The organism is Pseudomonas sp. P110(2024) (assembly GCF_057480795.1).
Map to the genome: position 1 here is coordinate 449,827 of NZ_JBLIYT010000003.1, position 21,501 is coordinate 471,327.

Below are 21,501 nucleotides of genomic sequence, written 5' to 3' on the forward strand. Positions count from 1 at the left end.
GGCTCGGGGTCGGACTCCGTCGTCAGTCGCGCGTCAGCAGGCGCGGGGCTAGCTCTTTCAGGGCGCGGCGGTATACCTCGCGCTTGAATGTCACCACCTGGCCCAGCGGATACCAGTAGCTGACCCAGCGCCAGCCATCGAATTCCGGTTTGCCGGTGAGGTCCATGCGCACCCGTTGCTCATTGCTCACCAGGCGCAGCAGGAACCACTTTTGTTTCTGGCCAATGCACAGTGGCTGGCTGTGGGTGCGCACCAGGCGCTGGGGTAAACGATAACGCAACCAGCCACGGGTGCAGGCAAGAATTTCCACATCCTGGCGCTCCAGGCCCACTTCTTCGTTCAGCTCGCGGTACAGGGCATCTTCCGGCGTCTCGTCAGGGTTGATACCACCCTGGGGAAACTGCCAGGCATCCTGGTTGATCCGCCGAGCCCATAGCACCTGCCCGGCATCATTCGTGAGAATGATCCCGACATTGGGGCGAAAACCATCCGGGTCGATCACGGCAGCAACCTCGCAAACGCATGTCAACGCATTGTTCCACAAAGCCCGAGCGCGCAGCAACGCGCCGGCCAAGCTTATGTGCAGCGAGGTGAAAACTCCGTATTCTGCGGGACTCTCCCGTGGCTGATGCGAGTGACCGCGATGCGCCTGGCTTTATTCGACCTGGACAATACCCTCCTCGGTGGCGACAGCGACCATGCCTGGGGTGACTACCTATGCGAGCGGGGCATTCTCGATCCGATCGCCTATAAGCAACGCAACGACGCTTTCTACCAGGACTACCTCAACGGCTCCCTGGATATGCAGGCCTACCTGGCCTTTTCCATGGAAATCCTCGCGGCCAGCGAGCCCGCGCAGTTGGAGCAGTGGCACCGCGAGTTCATGCGCGACTGCATCGAACCGATCATCCTGCCCAAGGCCCTGGCGTTGCTGCAGCAGCACCGCGAGGCGGGCGACCAACTGGTGATCATTACCGCCACCAACCGCTTTGTCACCGCGCCGATCGCCCACCGCCTGGGCGTGCGCGTACTGCTGGCGACCGAATGCGAAACGCAGGACGGGCGCTATACCGGGCGCAGTACCGATATACCCTGTTTCCGTGAAGGCAAGGTGACGCGGCTTGCGCGCTGGATGCTGGAGAACGGGTTCGACCTGGAAGACAGCTACTTCTACAGCGACTCGCTGAACGACGTGCCGTTGCTGGAGGTGGTGGCGAACCCGGTGGCGGTGGATCCGGATCCGAAGCTGCGGGCCGAGGCCGAGCGGCGGGGGTGGCCGGTGATTTCTCTTCGGCGTTGAGATCGGCGGGGCTGCAAAGCAGCCCACGGAGCCTAGATCGGCTTGGCGCCCATCAGGCCAGCAATGGACAGGAAGCAGACGCCACTGAACAGCGCTAATGCCAAGGTGAACTTCAAACCCACGGTTTCAGCCTTGCGCAGCCGGTTGAGCCGCACTACCAGCCACCACACGGCAAACGCGCCCAGCGTATAGATGATGCTGGACGCCAGCACCCAGGTCTGCCCCAGCGGCCAGCCGACCAGGTGCACCAGCCACCAGCCGGTGAACGGCATGCTCACCAGGCACAATCCCATCAGCAGCCAGATGAACACCAGTGGTCGGCGCAACAGCTTGCCGTAGGCCTCGGCATCGCCCTGGCGGCGGGCGCGGACAGTCCAGATCGCCAGGCCCAGGCCACCCAGCAGCAACAGGGCGGTGGCGAGGATGTGCAGGGTCTTGAGGGTGGTCAGGTGTTCCATTTCGTGATCGTCCTTCTGGCTGGTGGCTTCATCGCGGGGCTAGCCCGCTCCCACGAGGTCCGTTTGGCGTGTTCAGCCCAAGAATAGCTGGTAGGCCGGATTCTCGGTCTCGTCCCAGTACGGATAGCCGATCTTGGCCAGCGCCGCTGGCACCAGGTGGCGCTCCTCCTCCGGCACCTGCAGGCCCGCGACCACCCGGCCATCGGCGGCGCCGTGGTTGCGGTAGTGGAACATCGAGATATTCCAGCGCCCACCCAGCTTGTTGAGGAAGTTGAACAGCGCGCCCGGCCGCTCGGGGAACTCGAAGCGCAGCACCATCTCGTCGCTGGCCCCGGCCGAGTGGCCACCGACCATGTGACGAATATGCAGCTTGGCCAGTTCATTGTCGGTCAGGTCGGTAACCGGGAAGCCTTGTTCGGTCAACTGCTGGACCAACGCCGCGCGCGGGTCGGTTTCGGGGTGGGTCTGCACACCGACGAAGATATGCGCCTCGTCCGAGGTGTGCTTGCGGTAGTTGAACTCGGTGATCTGGCGCTTGCCGATGGCTTCGCAGAAGGCCTTGAAGCTCCCCGGGCGCTCGGGAATGGTCACGGCGATGATCGCCTCGCGCTTCTCGCCAAGTTCGGCGCGCTCGGCCACATGGCGCAGGCGGTCGAAATTGACGTTGGCACCCGAGTCGATGGCCACCAGGGTCTGCCCGGCAACGCCCTTGAGCTCGACGTATTTCTTGATACCGGCCACGCCCAGTGCGCCTGCAGGTTCTGTGATCGAGCGGGTATCGTCGTAGATATCCTTGATCGCCGCGCAGATCTCGTCGGTGCTGACGGTGATCACCTCGTCTACATGGTGACGGCAGATGTCGAAGGTGTGCTGGCCGATCTGCGCCACCGCCACGCCGTCGGCGAACAGGCCGACCTGCGGCAGCACCACGCGCTCGCCTGCGGCCATGGCCGCCTGCAGGCAGTTTGAGTCGTCCGGCTCGACGCCGATCACCTTGATCTCGGGGCGCAAGTACTTCACGTACGCCGCGATGCCGGCGATAAGCCCGCCGCCGCCGACCGGCACGAAGATCGCGTCCAGCTGGCCCGGGTGCTGGCGCAGGATTTCCATGGCCACGGTGCCTTGCCCGGCGATGGTGTGCGGATCGTCGTAGGGGTGGATGTAGACGAAGCCCTTCTCCTCCACCAGCTTCAGCGAGTAGGCCAGTGCCTCGGGGAAGGTGTCGCCGTGCAGCACCACCTTGCCGCCCCGCGAGCGCACGCCTTCGATCTTGATCTCCGGGGTGGTCTTGGGCATGACGATGGTCGCCTTGATCCCCAGCTCACGCGCCGCCAGGGCCAGGCCTTGGGCGTGGTTGCCGGCGGAAGCGGTGACCACGCCGCGGGCCAGTTCCTCGGCGCTCAGTTGCGCGAGTTTGTTGTAGGCCCCGCGGATCTTGAACGAGAACACCGGCTGCAGGTCCTCGCGCTTGAGCAGCACGGTGTTGCCCAGGCGCTTGCTCAACTGCCCGGCGCTGTGCAGCGGGGTTTCGACGGCAACGTCGTAGACGCGCGAGGTGAGGATCTTCTTGACGTACTGTTCGAGCATCGGAAAGCATCACTGGGCCGCGGGACAAGGGCTGGGAGTCTACCGCAGCGTCACGTCGGGCGACCACAGCAAAGCCGCCGGAGCCGTTATACTAGGCAACTTTGAAATCCGCCCAGCCCCTCCCGGAGCCCGCATGACCCAGGACCAACTCAAACAGGCCGTCGCCCAGGCCGCCGTCGATCTCATCCTGCCGAAACTGGATGAGAAAAGCGTCGTCGGCGTCGGTACCGGTTCGACCGCCAACTTCTTCATCGACGCCCTGGCCCAGCACAAGACCGCCTTCGATGGCGCCGTCGCCAGCTCCGAAGCCACCGCTCAGCGCCTGAAGGGCCATGGCATCCCGGTCTACGAGCTGAACAGCGTCAGCGAGCTGGAGTTCTACGTCGACGGCGCCGACGAGAGCGACGCCCACCTCAACCTGATCAAGGGCGGCGGTGCGGCCCTGACCCGGGAGAAGATCGTCGCGGCGGTGGCCAAGACCTTCATTTGCATCGCCGACGCCAGCAAGCTCGTACCGGTGCTCGGCGCCTTCCCGCTGCCGGTCGAGGTGATTCCGATGGCCCGCAGCCATGTGGCGCGCCAGCTGGTCAAGCTGGGCGGTGACCCGGTCTACCGTGAAGGCGTGGTGACCGACAACGGCAACGTCATTCTGGATGTGCACAACCTGCAGATCACCAACCCGGTGGAGCTGGAAAGCCAGATCAACGCCATTGTCGGCGTGGTCACCAATGGCCTGTTCGCGGCGCGTCCTGCGGATGTGCTGTTGCTGGGGACCGCAGAAGGCGTGAAGACCCTCAAGGCCGAGTAAGCCTCATCGCGGGGCAAGCCCGCTCCCACGGTGGGAGCCGGCTTGCCCCGCGATAGCGTCAGCCCAGGCAATCAATCAGCCGGCTGCTTGAACACATAGAACAGGTTCGGCTCGCTGACCAGGTAAATGGTCCCAGCGTCATCCATCGCAATCCCCTCCGCCTGCGGCACGGTCTGCTTCAAACCCTGAGACCCCTTGCGCAGCGACAGCGTGCTCAGCGGCCTGCCCTCCACATCCAGCTCCAGCACCAACCGCGACTCGTCCGACAGCGCCAGCAGGTGCCCGCTGCGTTCGTCGAACTGCAGGCTCGACAGGTCCCTCACGAACAGCCGCCGGTCACGCTTGCGGTCCTGCACCACATGCACGGCATAGGGCTTGTCGGGGTTGTCATGGGGAAAACCATGCACCTCGTAGATCATCATCGGATCCCGCTCCTTGGCCACGAACAGGCGCTTGCCCGCCGAGTCGTAGGCCAGTCCCTCGAAGCCCTTGTTGCCATTGAGACCGATGCCAAGGGACAGCTGCTCGGCATCGCTGGCGTCGAGGAACAGGGTGTCGTCGTCCAGGCGCACGCGAATCAGCCGCTGCTGGCGCTCGTCGGTGATCACGTAGCTGTTGGGTCCCACATACTCTACCGCCTCGGGGTCACCGAAGCCGGTCAGCGGCACGCGGCGCAGGATACGGCCGTCCAGCGACAGCTCGATCAGCTCCGAGCGGGCATTGGTGACGGTGAACAGGCTCTTGCGGTCGGGATCGTAGGTCAGCGCCGAGATGTCGTCGTCCAGCCCGACGATGGGCTGCGCTTCGATCGCCACCCGGTAGCGATCCAGGCCGATGCTTTGTTCGGCCGGTTGCCACCAGGTCTTGAGGTTGAACCAGCCGCGCTCGAACAGGCGGAACTCATGCCCGGCAGCAGCCAGGACGAGCAGGACAATAAGCACGATGAAGGCGAAGATCAGGCGAAGGTGGCGGCGCATGCGGACGGACTCGGCGAAAGGAGCGCGTAGCTAACCACTATCAACTGAAGCAAAGCTTAATGCCATCATCAGGAAAGTCTGGCAGTTCAGGGCTTCCTGAAACGATAGAACAGGTTGGGCTCACTGATGATGTACAGGTTGCCCCTGTCATCCATCGCCACACCTTCAGCCCGCGGAATGGTGTCACCCAGGCCGTTGAAGCCACCGAGCAAGGTCATGAAGCTGACCTGCTCGCCCTTCTCGTCCAGTTCGAGCAGCATGTTGGAGTCCGCCGACAGTGCCAGCAGGTGACCGGTGCGCGGGTCGATGCCCAGTGCCGACAGGTTGCGCAGGTCCAATTCGTCGCTGGGCAGCGGTTGCTTGTCGCCCTTGAGCGGGCCTTGGCCGTCAGTGCTCCAGATGAACAGTTTCGGTGGCCGCTCGGCGCCGATGATCAGCCGCTGCCGGATCTGGTCCCAGGCAATGGCTTCGAAGCCCTTGTTGCCATCCTCGGTATTGCCCAGGTCATAGGACGGATAGTCGGCGCGGTTCAGCGATGTCGAGGTGGCATCCACCTTGACCAGCGTCAGGTCATGGTTGCGCTCGTCGACAATGGCGACCTGGCCATTTTCGAGTACCGCCACGCCTTCCGGGTTCGACCAGCCCACCAGGGGAATCTTGCGCAATACATCACCGTCAAGGGTGAGCTCGACCAGGAATGGGTGCTTGCCCATGACCGAGAACAAGGTGCGGGTGTGCGGATTGAACGCGAGGTCCGATGCTTCGTCACGCTCCATGCCCGGCAACGGCTTGGCATCGATGTCGACCACGTAGTCCGGCAGCCAGATGCTTTCCTGGCGCTCGGCCTGGCTTTCGAAGCCTTCCTTTATCCACAGCAGGCCACGGTCATCCCAATGCATGGCCACCACCAGGCCATAGGCGATGATCGCCAGCGCAAGCAGCCACAGCGACCAGCGGGTGATCAGTCGTCGCTTTGGCGGCAGGGATGCGCTGGGGGGATTGGTCATCGGACAGGGATCCTGGAAATAGGCGGCAGGGTGGTCGCCACGGTCGGCAAAGGAGCGGGAAACAGCGAATTATCCGGATCAATTGTGAAAAAAACGACAAATCCTACCGGCAAGGGCGGCGACGACGGCATTGCGCCGTCGTCGATCTTGGTCAGAGCACCCGGCCTTCGAACCGGCTCGCGCCCGGAAGTTCCAGCACCAGCTCATCGCCCACATTGAACGGCCCCACGCCCGCCGGGGTGCCGGTGAGGATGACATCGCCGGCCTGCAGGGAGAAATGCGCCGCCATATGCTGGATCATCGGCACGATCGGGTTGAGCATCAGCGCGCTGTTGCCGTCCTGGCGTACCTTGCCGTTAATGGTCAGACGAATGCCGATATCGGTCAGGTCCTCGAAGGTACCGGCCGACACGAACGGCGGCAGCACGCAGGCGCCATCGAAACACTTGGCCAGTTCCCAGGGTAGGCCCTTTTCCTTCAGCTTCGCCTGCACATCGCGCAGAGTGAGGTCCAGCGCCGGGGCAAAGCCGGAGATGGCGTCGAGCACCTCTTCCTCGGAGGGATGGGTGGACAGAGGCTTGCCCAGCAGCACGGCGATCTCCGCTTCGTAGTGCACCGAACCGCGCTCGGTCGGGATCTTGAAGCCGCCTTCCAGGGGCACCACGCAGCTGCCGGGTTTTATGAACAGCAGCGGCTCGCTGGGGATGGGGTTGTCCAGTTCCTTGGCATGCTCGGCGTAGTTGCGGCCGATGCACACCACCTTGCCCAGCGGGAAGTGGATGCGCGTGCCGTCTACGTACTGGTGCTGGTAACTCATGGCCGACTCCTGTGAATACTGCTTTTTATTCGGGAGCGAAGATCTTACCCGGATTCATGATGCCGTTCGGGTCGAACACGGCCTTGATCGCCTTCATGCAGGCAATTTCCTCCGGCGAGCGGCTGTAGCCCAGGTAGTCACGCTTGGTCATGCCCACGCCATGCTCGGCGGAGATCGAGCCGTTGTAGCGTTCGACGATCTCGAACACCCATTTGTTGACCTTGGCACAGGAAGCGAAGAAGTCGTCCTTGCTCATGTGGTCGGGCTTGAGGATGTTCAGGTGCAGGTTGCCGTCGCCGATGTGGCCGTACCAGACCACTTCGTAGTCCGGGTAGTGCTTGCCGACGATGGCGTCGATATCGCGCAGGAAAGCCGGCACCTTGGACACGGTGACCGAGATGTCGTTCTTGTACGGCGTCCAGTGCGAGATGGTCTCGGACAGGTACTCGCGCAGCTTCCACAGGTTCTTCAGCTGGGTCTCGCTCTGGCTCATCACCCCATCGAGCACCCAGCCCTGCTCCACGCAGTGCTCAAAGGTGGCCAGGGCCTCGTTGGCCACTTCCTCGGTGCTGGCTTCGAACTCCAACAGGGCGTGGAACGGGCAGTCGGTTTCGAACGGCGCGGGCACATCACCCCGGGCGAGGATCTTGGCCAGACCCTTGTCGGAAAAGAACTCGAAGGCCGTCAGGTCGAGCTTGCCCTGGAAGGCGTGCAGCACCGGCATGATCGCGTCGAAATCGGGCGTGCCCAGCACCATGGCGGTGAGGTTGCGCGGCGCGCGGTCCAGGCGCATGGTGGCCTCGACCACGAAGCCCAGGGTGCCTTCGGCGCCGATGAACAGCTGGCGCAAGTCGTAGCCGGTGGCGTTCTTGATCAGGTCCTTGTTCAGCTCGAGCAGTTCGCCCTTGCCGGTGACCACTTTCAACCCGGCCACCCAGTTGCGGGTCATGCCGTAGCGAATCACCTTGATCCCGCCAGCGTTGGTACCGATGTTGCCGCCGATCTGGCTGGAACCGCTCGAGGCGAAGTCCACTGGGTAATAGAGGCCTTGGTCCTCGGCAAACTGTTGCAACTGGCGGGTGACGACCCCTGGCTGGCAGGCTACGGTGCGGTCGAATTCATTGAAGGCCAGGATCTGGTTCATGTAATCGAAGGCCACCACCACCTCGCCATGGGCGGCCACGGCGGCGCCCGACAGGCCGGTACGCCCGCCCGATGGCACCAGGGCGACCTTGTGCCGGTTGGCCCAGCGCACGATGGCCTGTACCTGCTCGACAGACTTGGGGAAGACGATGGCGGTGGGAGCCGGCGGGTAGTGCTTGGTCCAGTCCTTGCCGTAGGCCTCGAGCGAGGCCGGGTCGGTGAGGACCTTGCCAGGGTCGACCAGGGTCATCAGCTCATCAATTACCGCAGACTGGGTCATCGCTGGAACTCTCGACTTATTCATAGTCACCCTGAGCACGCTTCACTTGTCGGCATAAGCTCAGATTGTGTCGCGTATGCTAGCATAGCCCCCCCGCTGTTCGTGCTAAGGCCGACGCCGCGCCGCTTCACCCCCTCTTCGCCATTTTTCTCCGGGATACAGGTTTACGCAGATGAGCAAGACTTCTCTCGACAAGAGCAAGATCCGGTTCCTTCTTCTTGAAGGTGTGCACCAGAACGCGGTCGATACCCTCAAGGCCGCCGGCTACACCAACATCGAATACCTCACTGGTTCGCTGCCGGAAGCCGAGCTGAAGGAAAAGATCGCCGATGCCCATTTCATCGGCATCCGCTCGCGCACCCAACTGACCGAAGAGATCTTCGACTGCGCGAAGAAACTGGTGGCGGTTGGTTGCTTCTGCATCGGCACCAACCAGGTCGACCTGGAAGCGGCTCGCGAGCGCGGTATCGCCGTGTTCAACGCCCCTTACTCGAACACCCGTTCGGTGGCCGAGCTGGTGCTGGCCGAAGCGATCCTGCTGCTGCGCGGCATCCCCGAGAAGAACGCTTCCTGCCACCGTGGCGGCTGGATCAAGAGCGCGGCCAACTCCTTCGAGATCCGTGGCAAGAAGCTGGGCATCGTCGGCTACGGCTCGATCGGCACCCAGCTGTCGGTCCTGGCCGAGAGCCTGGGCATGCAGGTGTACTTCTTCGACCCGCTGACCAAGCTGCCGCTGGGCAACGCGGTACAGGTCACCAGCCTGCACGAGTTGCTGGGCCTGGCCGACATCGTCTCGCTGCACGTGCCTGAGCTGCCTTCCACCCAGTGGATGATCGGCGAGAAGGAAATCCGCGCGATGAAGAAGGGCTCGATCCTGATCAACGCCGCCCGAGGTACCGTGGTCGAGCTGGACCACCTGGCCGCCGCGATCAAGGACAAGCACCTGATCGGCGCCGCCATCGACGTGTTCCCGGTCGAGCCGCGCTCCAACGACGAAGAGTTCGAAAGCCCGCTGCGCGGCCTGGACAACGTGATCCTGACCCCGCACATCGGTGGTTCCACCGCCGAGGCCCAGGCCAACATTGGCCTGGAAGTGGCCGAGAAACTGGTCAAGTACAGCGACAACGGTACGTCCGTATCGTCGGTCAACTTCCCGGAAGTGGCCCTGCCGGCCCACCCAGGCAAGCACCGCCTGCTGCACATCCACGAAAACATCCCGGGCGTGCTCAGCGAGATCAACAAGGTGTTCGCCGAGAACGGTATCAACATCTCCGGTCAGTTCCTGCAGACCAACGAGAAAGTGGGTTACGTGGTCATCGACGTCGACGCCGAGTACTCGGACTTGGCCCAGGAGAAACTGCAGCACGTGAAGGGCACCATCCGCTCGCGCGTACTGTTCTGAGTTTCACTGCGTCATGAAAGCGGGAGGCCCTGGTGGCCTCCCTTTTTTGTTTGGCTAACGGCTAAAAACCAGAAGGGCCACTACAAAAATCCACCAATACCACTATCACTCGTTTTTACCCCCTCGCCACACAACCGTCTCACAGCCTTCCTAGCATGGCCCCATCTCTTCGATGAGGCCTTGCCATGAACGACGCCACGCCAGGCGCACAGATGAAAGTGCGCGGTATCCACAAGCGCTTCGGCGCCTTCACCGCACTCAACGACGTCTCCCTCGACATCGCCGCCGGCGAGCTGGTGTGCCTGCTCGGCCCGTCGGGCTGTGGCAAGACCACGCTGCTGCGCTGCATCGCCGGGCTCGAACGCCAGGACCGCGGGACGCTATACATCGGCGAACGCGACATCTCCGAGCTGCCACCCCAGGCCCGTGACTACGGCATCCTGTTCCAGTCCTACGCCCTGTTCCCCAACCTCACCGTCGAGGCCAACATCGCCTACGGCTTGGCCGGCAGCAGCCGTGAGGCCTCGCGCCAGCGGGTCGGTGAAATGCTCGAGCTGGTCGGCCTTGCCGGCAGCGAGAAGAAATACCCCGGCCAGCTGTCCGGCGGCCAGCAGCAGCGCGTGGCCCTGGCCCGAGCGCTGGCGCCCTCGCCGTCGCTGCTGCTGCTCGACGAGCCGATGTCGGCGCTGGACGCCCGTGTGCGCGAGCACCTGTGCACCGAACTGCGCCAGCTGCAGCGTCAACTTGGCATCACCACGCTGATGGTCACCCACAACCAGGACGAGGCCATGCTGATGGCCGACCGCATCGCCGTGATGAACAACGGCCAGGTCGAGCAGTACGCCACGCCCCAGGAGATCTATGACCAGCCGGCCACGCCGTTCGTCGCCGAATTCGTCGGCCAAGGCAACTGGCTGCCGTTCCAGCGCAGCGGCGACAGCCATGCCCAGGTCGGCGGCCTGCACATGCGCCTGGCGGCCAACGCCGCTGGCGCCAGCAGTGGGCGGCTGTTCTGCCGGCCCGAGGCGATCACCGTCAACCCGGTGGTACACGAGGAAAACCTGTTCCCGGCCAAGGTCCGCGAGATCACTTTCCTCGGCAACCGCTGCCGCATGAGCTTCGAGTTCAAGGCCCTGCCGGGCCACGCATTGCTTGCGGAGCTGGCGCCGGAGGCGATGCCGCGCCTGGGCTCGCAGGACATCTGGGTGGCCCTGCCGCCGCAGAGCCTGCAGGTGTTCACCTGAGATGGCCGCGCCGATGACCCTGCCGCTCACCTCCACCAAGGCCGCACCTCGCAGTGGTGTCGCTCTGGGGGACCGTCTGTTCGTGGTCGGTGGCAAGAGCCTGCTGCTGATCTTGCTGGTGCTGGCGGTGCTGATGCCGTTGCTGGCGATCTTCTGGCGCGGTTTCAGCGCTGAAGCCGGGCAGGGCGGCGGCCTGCCGGCGGCCCGTGAGCTGTTCGCCAGCGAGAACTTCCACTGGCTGCTCGGCAACAGCCTGGCGGTGGCCTTCACCGTCGCTGCCATTGTCGTGCCGCTGGCCTACCTGTTTGCCTATGCCCTGCAACGCACGCTGATTCCGGCCAAGGGCCTTTGGCGAGGCATCTCGCTGCTGCCGTTGCTGGCGCCGTCGATGCTGCCGGCCATCGCCCTGGTGTACCTGTTCGGCAACCAAGGCCTGCTGCGCGGGCTGCTCAGCGACAATATCTATGGCTTCTGGGGCATCGTCCTCGGCGAGACCATCTACACCTTCCCCCACGCCCTGATGATCCTGCTTTCGGCGCTGTCGCTGGCCGACGCGCGACTGTTCGACGCCGCCTCGAGCATGGGGGCTGGGCCGGCGCGGGCATTCTTCAGCATCACCTGGCCGGCCACGCGCCAGGCGGTGTTCGCCGCGTTCTGCCTGGTGTTCACCCTGACTATCACCGATTTCGGCGTGCCTGTCGTGGTAGGTGGGGATTACCAGGTGCTGGCCCTGGAAGCCTACAAGGCCGTGGTCGGCCAGCAGCAGTTCGGTCGTGGCGCGCTGATCGGTATGGTGCTGCTGGTGCCGGCGCTGCTCAGTTTCGCCGTCGATGCCTGGTTGCGTCGCCGCCAGGGCGACGCCATGAGCGGCCGTGCCCAGGTGTTCGAGCCCAAGCCGTCGCGGCTGCGCGATGGCTGCTTCCTGGCCATCGTGCTGCTGGTGTGCGCGGCACTGCTGGCGGTGATCGGCATGGCGGTGTACTCGTCGCTGGTCACGTTCTGGCCGTACAACCTGTCGCTGTCGCTGAAGCACTACATGTTCGAGGACACCGCCGGTGGTGGTTGGCTGGCCTATCGCAACAGCGTGACCATGGCCATCGGCACCGCGCTGATCGGCAGCGTGGTGATCTTCACCGGCGCCTACCTGATGGAGAAGGCCCAGGGGCAGCGCCTGCTCAACCAACTGCTGCGCCTGCTGAGCTTTATTCCCATGGCGGTGCCCGGCCTGGTGCTGGGCCTGGGCTACGTGTTCTTCTTCAACCTCAACGGCAACCCGCTGCATGTGTTCTACGGCAGCATGGCGCTGCTGGTGGTGTGCACCATCGCCCACTACCTGACCACCGCGCAGATGACCGCCACCACCGCACTGCGCCAGCTCGATGGCGAGTTCGAGGCCGCCGCGCTGTCGCTCAAGGCGCCGCTGTACAGGCATTTCATGCGGGTCACCGTGCCGATTTGCCTGCCGGCGCTGCTGGACATCATTCGCTACCTGTTCGTCTCGGCCATGACCACCGTGTCGGCGGCGATCTTCCTGTACAGCCCCGACACCATCCTCGCCGCCGTTGCCGTGCTGAACATGGACGACGCCGGCAACGTCGGCGGTGCCGCCGCCATGTCGACCCTGATCCTGCTCACCAGCGCTGCCGCATCCTTGCTGCTGGCCGGTGCCTCACGCGGCCTGCTGCGCCGCTCCCAGGCCTGGCGCCAGCGCGCCCCAGGCCATTGACCGACTGCCCACACTGATAGGAACCGCATCATGTTCAAGCCCCTCGCACTTGCCGCTGCCGTATCCGCTGTCTTCAGCCTGCAGGCCTCGGCCGCGACCCAGCTGACCGTCTACACCGCCCTCGAGGCCGAGCAGCTCAAGCGCTACAAGCAGGCTTTCGAAAAGGCCAACCCCGACATCGAGATCAAGTGGGTGCGCGACTCCACCGGCATCATCACCGCCAAGCTGCTGGCCGAGAAGGACCGTCCGCAGGCCGACGTGGTGTGGGGCCTGGCTGCTTCCAGCCTGGCCATCCTCGATCAGAACGGCATGCTCGAGGCCTATGCGCCGAAAGACCTGGGCAAGATCTCGGCCAACTATCGCGACGCCGCCAACCCGCCGGCCTGGGTGGGCATGGACGTGTGGGCCGCGACTCTCTGCTTCAACACCGTCGAGGCCGAGAAGCAGGGCCTGAGCAAGCCGGTGAGCTGGCAGGACCTGACCAAGCCTGAATACAAGGGCAAGATCGTCATGCCCAACCCGGCCTCGTCCGGCACCGGCTTCCTGGATGTGAGCGCCTGGCTGCAGACCTTCGGCGAACCGCAGGGCTGGGCCTACATGGATGCGCTGCACCAGAACATCGGCCAGTACGTTCATTCCGGCTCCAAGCCGTGCAAGCTGGCGGCCGCCGGTGAATTCCCGATCGGCATCTCCTTCGAGTACCCGGCCGTGCAGCTCAAGCGCCAGGGCGCGCCGCTGGATATCGTGCTGCCCAAGGAAGGCCTGGGCTGGGAGATCGAAGCCACCGCGGTGATCAAGGGTTCGCCGAAGGCCGATGCCGCCAGGCGCCTGGCCGACTTCTCCGCGAGCCCCGCGGCCATGGAGCTGTACAAGGAGAACTTCGCCGTGCTCGCCGCGCCGGGCATCGCCAAGCCGCAGACCGAGTTGCCGGCCGATTACGAGCAGCGCCTGATCAAGAACGACTTTGCCTGGGCCTCGAAGAACCGCGACCAGATCCTCAGTGAGTGGCGCAAGCGCTACGACGGCAAGTCCGAGAAGGTCGTCCAGCAGTAAAGCCTTCGCGCAGCGAGCCTGTTCCTGCAAGATCGTGGGAGCGGGCTTGCCCCGCTACGGCGTCAGATCCGTCAGAACAGGAGCCCGCGTGATGGCAACATCCTCCCAGATTGTCAGCGACATCTTTGCCCTCTATGACCGTCATGGCAGCGCCGACTACATCGGCGAAGCCATCACCCAGGTCGAGCACATGTCCCAGGCCGCCCAGTTGGCGATGGATGAGGGCTACGACGACGAAGTGATCCTCGCTGCCTTCTTCCACGACATCGGCCACCTGTGCGAGGGCGAGGACATGGGCGGCTATGGCATCGTCAGCCATGAGCGCATCGGCGCCGAGTACCTGCGCCGCTGCGGTTTCAGCGAGCGACTGGCGCGGCTGGTGCAGTATCACGTCGAGGCCAAGCGCTACCTGACCTTGCGCCAGCCCGGCTACTACGCTCGCCTGAGCGAGGCCAGCCGGCGCACGCTGGCCTACCAGGGTGGGGTGATGAACAACAGCGAAGCCGACGCGTTCGAGGCCGATCCTCTGTTCCGGGTGAGTCTGCGCCTGCGTGAGTGGGACGAGATGGCGAAGCTGACCGGTGTGCCCGTGATGGACCTGGAGGTGCTGAAGAGAAAGGCGCTGGCGGTACTTTGATCGATCCGTTTTCCCTTTCCGCAAGATCCCGCATCACTTCTCCAGATGCTCATGCTGTGCCTCTTACCATACTTCCCCTCCTGGCAGCCCACTCGTCGCGACGAGGAGACCTATCACCATGTTGTTCCCCATTGCGATTCTCCCCGGTGACGATAAACATGCCAGGGGGTGTGGAAGTCCCTGATATTCCAGGCTGTTTCTCGGCCGGCGAGGACCTCGACAACGCAATTGCCATGGCCCGCGAGGCCATCGAAGGCCACCTCGAACTGCTGGCCCAGGACCAGCAGCAGATTCCCAAGGCCAGCCTGGTCAGCGTGCACGCGGCGAATCCGGCCTATGCCGGCTGTACCTGGGCGCTGATCGACATCGACATCACCCGTTACCTGGGCAAGGCCGAGAAGCTCAACATCACGCTGCCGGCGTACTTGCTCACCCGCATCGACGCGTACGTGCAGAACCATCCGGAGCACAAGAGCCGTTCGGGCTTCCTGGCCGAAGCGGCGCTCAGGATCTTGCAGGGTGCAAGTGATCGGGCGCTCGCGTCCAACGGTAGGCGCACGCTGACGCACAATTCGCCATCGTTTCAGTCCGATCGAGATCTGTAGTTTTAAGGGCCGGATCAACCTGCGTTTGATTGGCGATCCGGGTGGGGGTCGATTGGCCTGTCGAGGTGATCGTCCAGTTGGTTCCAATCCTCCCCGAACAACTCCACCGGATGCATGGTCCGGTCCGCGCCGTTGCCGCATGCCAGTGCCTTGGCCGGGCAGTACAGGTCGCAGCCCCAGCAGATCCGTTCGGGATGGCTGGGGTTGCTGGGAAATCGCTTGGCCATGTTTCCCTCCATGAAGTGAATGCCTGCGCTCAGGCTATGCCGCGCATGGCCAAGGGGCTTGATCGGGGTCAATGCCGCTAGCTGATCGGCCCGGGCGCCTGCACCTGTTTCATCAGGTCGTCGTTCCAGTGGCCCTCGACCTGCACATGCGCGGCGGCGCCGAGCATCACCGCTTCGATCAGGTTGTGGTTGAGGTAGGTGTACAGCCCGGGCTGGCGGAAGGTATACAACGCCGCGCCCGCCGCGCCGCCGGGAATGAACCAGGTTTCCAGGTTGCGCTGCGGCGGGTTGGCGAACTTGCCCGAGGCCCAGACATAGTCGCCGTGGCCGCCGATCAGGTGCGGGCGGGTATCGCGGTTGGCCTGGGAGTGAACGATCAGCACGGTCTCGCCGACCTTGGCGGTGAGCGCCTGCTTGCCGGTCAGGGCACCGACGCTGCCGTTGAACACCACATGGCTGGGCACCAGCCCTTTCATCAGCTGGCTCATGTCACCGAAGCTGGCCATGGGGTTGGCGTAGCGCTTGTACTTGCCGTCCTTGTCGCGGGGGATGTAGTAGTCCTGCTCGCCGATGTACCAGACCTTGTCGTAGCGCAATGGCCGGCCCTCGGGGTCCTTCAGGCCATCGCGGGGCAGGACCATGATCGCGCCGTTCATGCCGCACACCACATGCCAGGGAATCATCGCCCCGCCCGGTGCGCAGTGGTATACGAACACCCCGGCACGGTCGGCCTTGAAGCGCAGCTTGACCTGCTCGCCGGGCTTCACGTGGGTCAGCTCGCCGCCGCCGAGGGCGCCGGTGGAGGCGTGGAAATCGATGTTGTGCATCATGCTGTTGCTGGCTGGGTTGACCAGGGTGAGTTCCACGTAGTCGCCCTCATGCACCACCATCAGCGGGCCGGGAACCGAGCCGTTGAACGTCATGGCGTGGATGTAGGCGCCGGCGGTGTCGATGGCCAGTTCTTTCTCTTCGATGACCATGCGGAACTCGACGATCCGCGGCTTGCCCTCGGCACGCTGGGTATGAGCGTGGACTTGCGGCGGCGCCACCAGCTCGACGCTGACACGTTCCAGTTTCGCCAGGTCAACCGCCGGGTCCTGGCCCGGTACGGCGGTCGCGGCCTTTGCCAGGCCACTGCCAAGCGCCGAGGCGCCGACGCCCAGTAACACGGTACCGGCCAGCATGCCACGCCGGGTGAGGGACACGCCTTCTTGCTCGTTCATGGGACTTCTCCTTAAGTCGACGAAAGCCGTCGGGCACAGGAATAGCCGCTTTAAAGGTAAGGTTTATTGAGGGAGAACAAGAAGCGGAGAGGGTGGGCAATGTGTCGCAGGGGCTGAAACGAAAAAGCCCCGACATTCGTCGAGGCTTTTGAGGATGGTGCGGCACCAGGAGTCGAAAATAAACATAACCATATGAATTTACTGATTTATATTGATTGATTCAAATTCTGGTATCTCTAAAAATATCCTTAGGCGAAAGTCTAGTAATCCTTTATATGAGAAAGCCAAGCCAGAATATGTATGATCCATATCTATGAGCATCACTCATGGCCGTGGATGGGTGCGACTCTAAAATTTACCGCATGAACGAGAGCGGTAAGCGACCTTCTTGCCCGGGTTTAGCCGTATTAATTATGCCTCGAATAGACTTATGATGAATCCAGGACGTAGTTTCGAAGGCACTGCAGTCGTTGGTGTTCTAGTAAAAAGTCAATAGCTAGTGCTATGTGCTAATTTAATCGGCACTCAGATTGCGTATGCTCGGAAAGATGTTTGGTGTGTAGTTTCGTAAATCAGTCTGTGCTTTTTAAATATCTTGCCGGCATGCTATCAGCATTTAATTGTTCTGATATTTCTTGCAGTCCTCGGCGAACGGAAATAATTTTCATAATGCACAAAATTTAGCTTGATGCGATAATAGGCCTTAAGGCCTAGGTTTTCAGGCCTCTAAAACATATCAGGCGAGGTCAATAATATGTTTATTGTGATTGAAGGCATTGATGGTACAGGTAAAGCAACACAGTTATCTTTGCTTAAGGAGAGATTTGCAGCTCTCGGGAATCTTGTAGATACGTATGATTTTCCAGCGTATGATTCTTTTATAGGTAAAGAGCTAGGGCAATTACTAGCGGGGCATGACAAGGACATAAATGCGAAAAGCCTTCCAGGGAAACTGATGGCAATGCTTTTTAGCCTAGATAGGATGCAGTTCGTTGAGAGAATTAAAGCATCTATAGCTTCAGGTCATATTGTTATTTCAAATCGATACAGCTTGTCGAATGCCACTTTTCAGAGTATACGCAGCGGCGAAGATATTTCATCGTGGGTGTATGAAATGGAACACGGTGCATTGGGTCTCCCTAAGCCGGACTTATACATTGTGCTAAAAGGTAGTATGACAAGCGCTCATAAAAATGTTGGTTCGAAAGGAAAGCGAAATTATATAGACGGGCATGATGTTTACGAACAAGACTTAGATCTGCTGAAGAAAGCTCAGGACATGTATTGTACGTTGGATACAGGCGGCGTTCCTAAAGTTATAATTGATTGTATGGTTGGCGACAAATTTAAGGCAAAAGACGATATCGCCGACGAGATTACTAAATGCATAGAACAAGCTAGTACCAATAAGCACAACCTTGTTCAAAAATCGTGTATTCGAGAGCATATTCAAAAATGTATTTCTGCCAGAATTTTGGATATCGATGAGGTGCTCGAGTATACTAAGGCTCTACCAGCAGAGCAGCTAGATGCTTTGAGAAATTTAGCTAAAAACTTAAAGGAAAGCGAAACAGGGAAAATGATCGGCGTCCTTCAATCTGCGAACGATTCGTTGCCGAACATTGTTGCCTCATCCTATTTGTTTGCATGCAGTAATGCGAAGAGATATATTTCTTTGATGTTTGAGGCTACGAACGAAATAAAAAAATCAGCTATCAAAGAGTACTGCGCAAGACTAGATACGACACAAGACTCTGTTGTGCCCATGGATAGATATTTCAGACAAGTGATTGGTGAATAAGGTCTAGTATGTTACTAACTCTCGAAAGCAAGATGCAAGAACTTTATGGTAATAGGGTTATATATGACGGCCAGGAAGGTTGGTATCGAGAGCTAAGATCAAACAGGACAATAGGGATTGTTGCAACAGCGCATGTATTGATTGCGCTTAGGGAAAATGGATTCGACCTTGGAAAACTATACCGAGCGCTAAACACGCTGGTATCATTTGCACTTCCAGATGGAGGTTTCCCTTTCGTGTCTAACGTCAATAAAGTTGGCGTGGTTGACGCGACCGCCTGGTCCTGTCTTGCTCTTTCAAAGTGCAATACCGAGATGGCCAATTTTGACGAAGCCATCAACAACGCATTGACATGGCTGGTTGACTCTCAAAATGATGACGGCGGGTGGGGGCTTATTAAAAACAGTCCTTCAAGAGTAGTAAGTACGACCGTTGCATTGAGGGCGATTTCGAGCGTAAGCTCAAGAACTTCGGAGCTCAACACTGCTCTTCATCGTGGTGTTAGGTATGTATTGGGAAGCGCTATGCAGTCGGGCGGCTGGCCCGATCTAAATGGTAGAGAGTGCTTGGGCTCTACGGCATATTCTTTAATTTTGCTGTCCGAGACTGAGCATAGAAGCTCTAGTATTGTTTCAAAGGCTATCGATTTTGCTCTGCGTGCCATTGGAGATGCTACCTCATGGGATAAGTGTTTGAATCGTGAAGAGGTCACTGTGAGTGAGGAGGGTAGTCCTAGAAGAATAACTTTCCATTACCCTCTGACGCACTTATTCGTGCGCGCCATCGTTGCTAATGATCATGAGAAAAAGCTCCCTAGCAAAATTGTTGAGGAATACGTCAAAAGAGCAACTGTTGGAAGTCATTTTGTCGGCGATACCACTGATTATGGCAAAGATACCAGCTATGGTGCCCACGACACCATTATGGCAATTGCGGAGCTTAATAAAAAAACTGAATATTTTGCGTCGTTCATAAAAAGTTATTATAAATATGACGATATAAATCCCGCAAAATACCCGCAGCTATATCAGGTGTCAGAAGATAACCATTCAGAAATTGATGTGGTATTTGTTCACGGGTTAGGAGGAGATGCAAGGCAAACTTGGCTCAACGGAAACACTGGGTTTTACCTTCCAACTAAAATGGCCGAAGAAACTAAGGCAAGAGTATTTTCGCTGGGATATGCAAACCCACCAGTGCGAGTGATGGGGAAGGGTATGTCTCTTGAAGACAGGACTAATAATCTTCTTCACCTTCTCGAGAGTAATGATATTTTCAAGAGAAAAACTGTACTTGTAGGTCACAGTTTCGGTGGTCTTATAACAAAGAAAATTCTCCTTTCGCTTAAGTTGCGGAGTAATCAAGATAGCTTCAGAAATATAGTTGGGGTTGTTTTTCTAGCTACACCTCATATCGGATCAAGGCTTGCTAACTTCTTGTCCCTTTCACAGTTTCTCTTAAGTCCCGATTCAGTAAAAGATTTGTTTTATAATAATAAAGAATTGACTATTCTGAATCGTGACTATCACAAACTTGCTACAGATCACAAAATCTCTCACAGGAGTTATGGGGAGAACTCAAACTTTACAATAGTCAACAAAAGATCATCGAATCCAAACTTGCCAAACTGCGACCATATTTTGGTCGATGCATCCCACACAGAAATTTGTAAACCGTCTGATAAAACGGTGGTTCTATTCAAGTCTATCTGTGATTTTGTTAAAGGAATAGCTTTACATGGATAAGTGCAGTTATTGCGCAGAGTTTTCTGGGGATGTGGATAACAGCTACTACCTAAAAAATGTCATGCCCAATATTGGGGTGAGTAGGTTGAGACTGGAAAGCCTATATTTTTACATTTTTCCCAGTGTCGGGTCGCTGATCTCCGGTCATTTACTTATTGTTCCTAAAAGGCATTATACAGCTTTTAGTATGGCTACAAAAGATGAGATTGCCGAACTTGAATTAGTGATCAGTGACTTGCAGGCAATCTATAAGTCCGTACTGAATTCGGTTTCTATTTTTTACTTTGAGCATGGTATATTGGACGTTGATAGGTCTTTAATCAACTGTGTTGATCATGCTCACTTACACATACTTCCAGCAGCCATTGATGCGAGCTGCTTGGAATTTAGGGATGCGAGGTTTTTAAGTGTTTCTGACTTGCCAGGTATAGAAACTTCCACTCCTGATTACATTTTCTTTGGAGATCCCAATAAGTCTTACATATCTTTTGATCAAGATAAGCATGCTCAGTATCTTCGTAAAGCTGTACACGAACAGCTTAAATTGCAAAATCACTGGAACTGGCGAAGTGACTCGCAGGCCGCTAATATTAAATCTTGGCTAGACTGCTTGGATAATTTTATTATGGGGCAATCTGAAGAGAAAAGGTTTAATGCTATACGGTTTTGCAGTAAATAGTGACAAAGCCCGCGAAACGCGGGCTTTGTTTTTCTCTACATTTATTTCTATATTAAAACTTTTAGAATCGTTTGCTGCATTTCGTACAAGATAGTGAATCGCCCCTGGTTTCGTAGACACCTCCAAGCCTCATAATGAGGCCCAAATAGGAGGTGCCATGAGTCGTCAGCGTTACCCTGAAGAATTCAAGATCGAAGCGGTCAAGCAAGTGACCGAGAAAGGCAAACCTGTCGCCGATGTCGCTCAGCGCTTGGGCATGTCCGTGCACAGTCTTTACGCGTGGATCAAGGTCTACAGCAAGCCCCAAGAGCAGCGTCAGCACGACGATGATCAGCAGGCCGAACTGCGCAAGCTGCGCGCTGAACTCAAGCGGGTGACGGAAGAGCGAGACATCTTAAAGAAGGCCGCCGCGTACTTTGCCAAGGAGTGCGGCTGAAGTACGCCTTCATCAAGAAGCACTCGATCGATTACCCGGTGCGGCGTCTTTGTCAAACCCTCAAGGTGCATCCCAGCGGCTACTACGCTTGGCTGGCCGAGCCTCAATCTGCCCGAGCCAAAGAAGATCAACGCCTGCTTGGCTTGATCAAGCATGCCTGGTTAGAAAGCGGAGGCGTGTATGGCTATCGCAAGATTCACGATGACCTTCGAGAGCTGGGAGAGATCTGTGGGCGAAATCGAGTCGATCGCTTGATGCAGGCAGAGGGGCTGCGTTCGCAAACGGGCTATCGCCGTCGTCCTGGGTTTTATGGCGGAAAACCAACAGTGGCATCGCCCAACCATCT

19 protein-coding genes and 2 pseudogenes are annotated in these 21,501 nt (G+C 59.2%); 12 read left to right on the plus strand and 9 right to left on the minus strand.

What is annotated here, in order from left to right; genetic code table 11:
• Positions 1–22 precede the first annotated feature (22 nt).
• On the minus strand, positions 23–502 hold the full coding sequence (locus tag AC25ND_RS07230; protein WP_028688498.1) for an RNA pyrophosphohydrolase: 480 nt from the start codon (positions 500–502) through the stop codon (positions 23–25).
• A 141-nt stretch (positions 503–643) separates the two neighbouring features.
• Between AC25ND_RS07230 and AC25ND_RS07235 the strand changes: the two genes are divergently transcribed.
• A complete protein-coding gene (locus AC25ND_RS07235; RefSeq protein WP_028688497.1) occupies positions 644–1,300 on the plus strand; it encodes a histidinol-phosphatase in 657 nt (218 codons plus the stop codon).
• Between the two features lie 32 nt (positions 1,301–1,332).
• On the opposite strand, the gene AC25ND_RS07240 is transcribed toward AC25ND_RS07235, so the two are convergent.
• Together AC25ND_RS07240 and ilvA are read right to left on the minus strand one after the other, a co-directional pair.
• The gene (locus AC25ND_RS07240) at positions 1,333–1,758 is read right to left on the minus strand and encodes a DUF2269 family protein (RefSeq protein WP_028688496.1); all 426 of its coding nucleotides are present in this window, start codon (positions 1,756–1,758) and stop codon (positions 1,333–1,335) included.
• Between the two features lie 72 nt (positions 1,759–1,830).
• On the minus strand, positions 1,831–3,345 hold the full coding sequence (gene ilvA / locus AC25ND_RS07245; RefSeq protein ID WP_028688495.1) for a threonine ammonia-lyase, biosynthetic: 1,515 nt from the start codon (positions 3,343–3,345) through the stop codon (positions 1,831–1,833).
• Positions 3,346–3,478: 133 nt separating this feature from the next.
• Here ilvA and rpiA point away from each other — a divergent pair, with 133 nt between their 5' ends.
• On the plus strand, positions 3,479–4,153 hold the full coding sequence (rpiA, locus tag AC25ND_RS07250) for a ribose-5-phosphate isomerase RpiA (RefSeq protein WP_011536226.1): 675 nt from the start codon (positions 3,479–3,481) through the stop codon (positions 4,151–4,153).
• Between the two features lie 71 nt (positions 4,154–4,224).
• On the opposite strand, the gene AC25ND_RS07255 is transcribed toward rpiA, so the two are convergent.
• The 4 genes from AC25ND_RS07255 to AC25ND_RS07270 form a co-directional block, all read right to left on the minus strand.
• Positions 4,225–5,130, minus strand: coding sequence for an SdiA-regulated domain-containing protein (locus AC25ND_RS07255; protein ID WP_486976198.1), 906 nt, complete (start codon positions 5,128–5,130; stop codon positions 4,225–4,227).
• An 86-nt stretch (positions 5,131–5,216) separates the two neighbouring features.
• Positions 5,217–6,137, minus strand: coding sequence for an SdiA-regulated domain-containing protein (locus AC25ND_RS07260; protein ID WP_069015882.1), 921 nt, complete (start codon positions 6,135–6,137; stop codon positions 5,217–5,219).
• Positions 6,138–6,288: 151 nt separating this feature from the next.
• Complete coding sequence (locus AC25ND_RS07265; RefSeq protein ID WP_028688492.1) at positions 6,289–6,954, minus strand: fumarylacetoacetate hydrolase family protein; 666 nt, start codon at positions 6,952–6,954, stop codon at positions 6,289–6,291.
• 25 nt (positions 6,955–6,979) lie between these two features.
• A complete protein-coding gene (locus AC25ND_RS07270) occupies positions 6,980–8,377 on the minus strand; it encodes an FAD-binding oxidoreductase (protein WP_486976199.1) in 1,398 nt (465 codons plus the stop codon).
• A 172-nt stretch (positions 8,378–8,549) separates the two neighbouring features.
• Between AC25ND_RS07270 and serA the strand changes: the two genes are divergently transcribed.
• The 6 genes and pseudogenes from serA to AC25ND_RS07300 all read left to right on the plus strand — a co-directional run.
• Complete coding sequence (gene serA, locus AC25ND_RS07275) at positions 8,550–9,779, plus strand: phosphoglycerate dehydrogenase (protein ID WP_028688490.1); 1,230 nt, start codon at positions 8,550–8,552, stop codon at positions 9,777–9,779.
• A gap of 185 nt (positions 9,780–9,964) precedes the next feature.
• Positions 9,965–11,023 carry a putative 2-aminoethylphosphonate ABC transporter ATP-binding protein gene (locus tag AC25ND_RS07280; RefSeq protein ID WP_486976200.1) on the plus strand — a complete coding sequence of 353 codons (1,059 nt, stop codon included), beginning with the start codon at positions 9,965–9,967 and terminating at the stop codon, positions 11,021–11,023.
• Between the two features lies 1 nt (position 11,024).
• On the plus strand, positions 11,025–12,749 hold the full coding sequence (locus tag AC25ND_RS07285) for a putative 2-aminoethylphosphonate ABC transporter permease subunit (protein WP_069015881.1): 1,725 nt from the start codon (positions 11,025–11,027) through the stop codon (positions 12,747–12,749).
• 30 nt (positions 12,750–12,779) lie between these two features.
• Entirely contained in the window at positions 12,780–13,802 is a 1,023-nt protein-coding gene (locus tag AC25ND_RS07290) for a putative 2-aminoethylphosphonate ABC transporter substrate-binding protein (RefSeq protein ID WP_062359804.1), read from the plus strand.
• A 91-nt stretch (positions 13,803–13,893) separates the two neighbouring features.
• A complete protein-coding gene (locus tag AC25ND_RS07295; RefSeq protein WP_062359802.1) occupies positions 13,894–14,439 on the plus strand; it encodes a phosphonate degradation HD-domain oxygenase in 546 nt (181 codons plus the stop codon).
• A 118-nt stretch (positions 14,440–14,557) separates the two neighbouring features.
• Positions 14,558–14,957, plus strand: a pseudogene (locus AC25ND_RS07300) (type II toxin-antitoxin system HicB family antitoxin); the annotation flags it as partial.
• Between the two features lie 101 nt (positions 14,958–15,058).
• Here AC25ND_RS07300 and AC25ND_RS07305 read toward each other — a convergent pair.
• Both AC25ND_RS07305 and nirK read right to left on the minus strand, forming a co-directional pair.
• Positions 15,059–15,271, minus strand: a complete 213-nt coding sequence (locus AC25ND_RS07305; protein WP_028688484.1) for a DUF3079 domain-containing protein — start codon at positions 15,269–15,271, stop codon at positions 15,059–15,061.
• A gap of 77 nt (positions 15,272–15,348) precedes the next feature.
• Complete coding sequence (gene nirK / locus AC25ND_RS07310) at positions 15,349–16,494, minus strand: copper-containing nitrite reductase (RefSeq protein WP_028688483.1); 1,146 nt, start codon at positions 16,492–16,494, stop codon at positions 15,349–15,351.
• Positions 16,495–17,248: 754 nt separating this feature from the next.
• On the opposite strand from nirK, the gene tmk reads away from it, so the two are divergent.
• The 4 genes and pseudogenes from tmk to AC25ND_RS07330 all read left to right on the plus strand — a co-directional run.
• Positions 17,249–18,295 carry a dTMP kinase gene (gene tmk, locus AC25ND_RS07315; protein ID WP_486976201.1) on the plus strand — a complete coding sequence of 349 codons (1,047 nt, stop codon included), beginning with the start codon at positions 17,249–17,251 and terminating at the stop codon, positions 18,293–18,295.
• 32 nt (positions 18,296–18,327) lie between these two features.
• Positions 18,328–20,040 carry an alpha/beta hydrolase gene (locus AC25ND_RS07320; RefSeq protein WP_486976202.1) on the plus strand — a complete coding sequence of 571 codons (1,713 nt, stop codon included), beginning with the start codon at positions 18,328–18,330 and terminating at the stop codon, positions 20,038–20,040.
• Positions 20,033–20,719 (plus strand): HIT family protein, encoded by a 687-nt coding sequence (locus AC25ND_RS07325; RefSeq protein WP_486976203.1) that lies wholly within the window; start codon positions 20,033–20,035, stop codon positions 20,717–20,719. Before AC25ND_RS07320 ends, AC25ND_RS07325 begins: the two co-directional genes overlap by 8 nt.
• A 157-nt stretch (positions 20,720–20,876) precedes the next feature.
• Positions 20,877–21,501: pseudogene (locus AC25ND_RS07330) on the plus strand (IS3 family transposase); the annotation flags it as partial.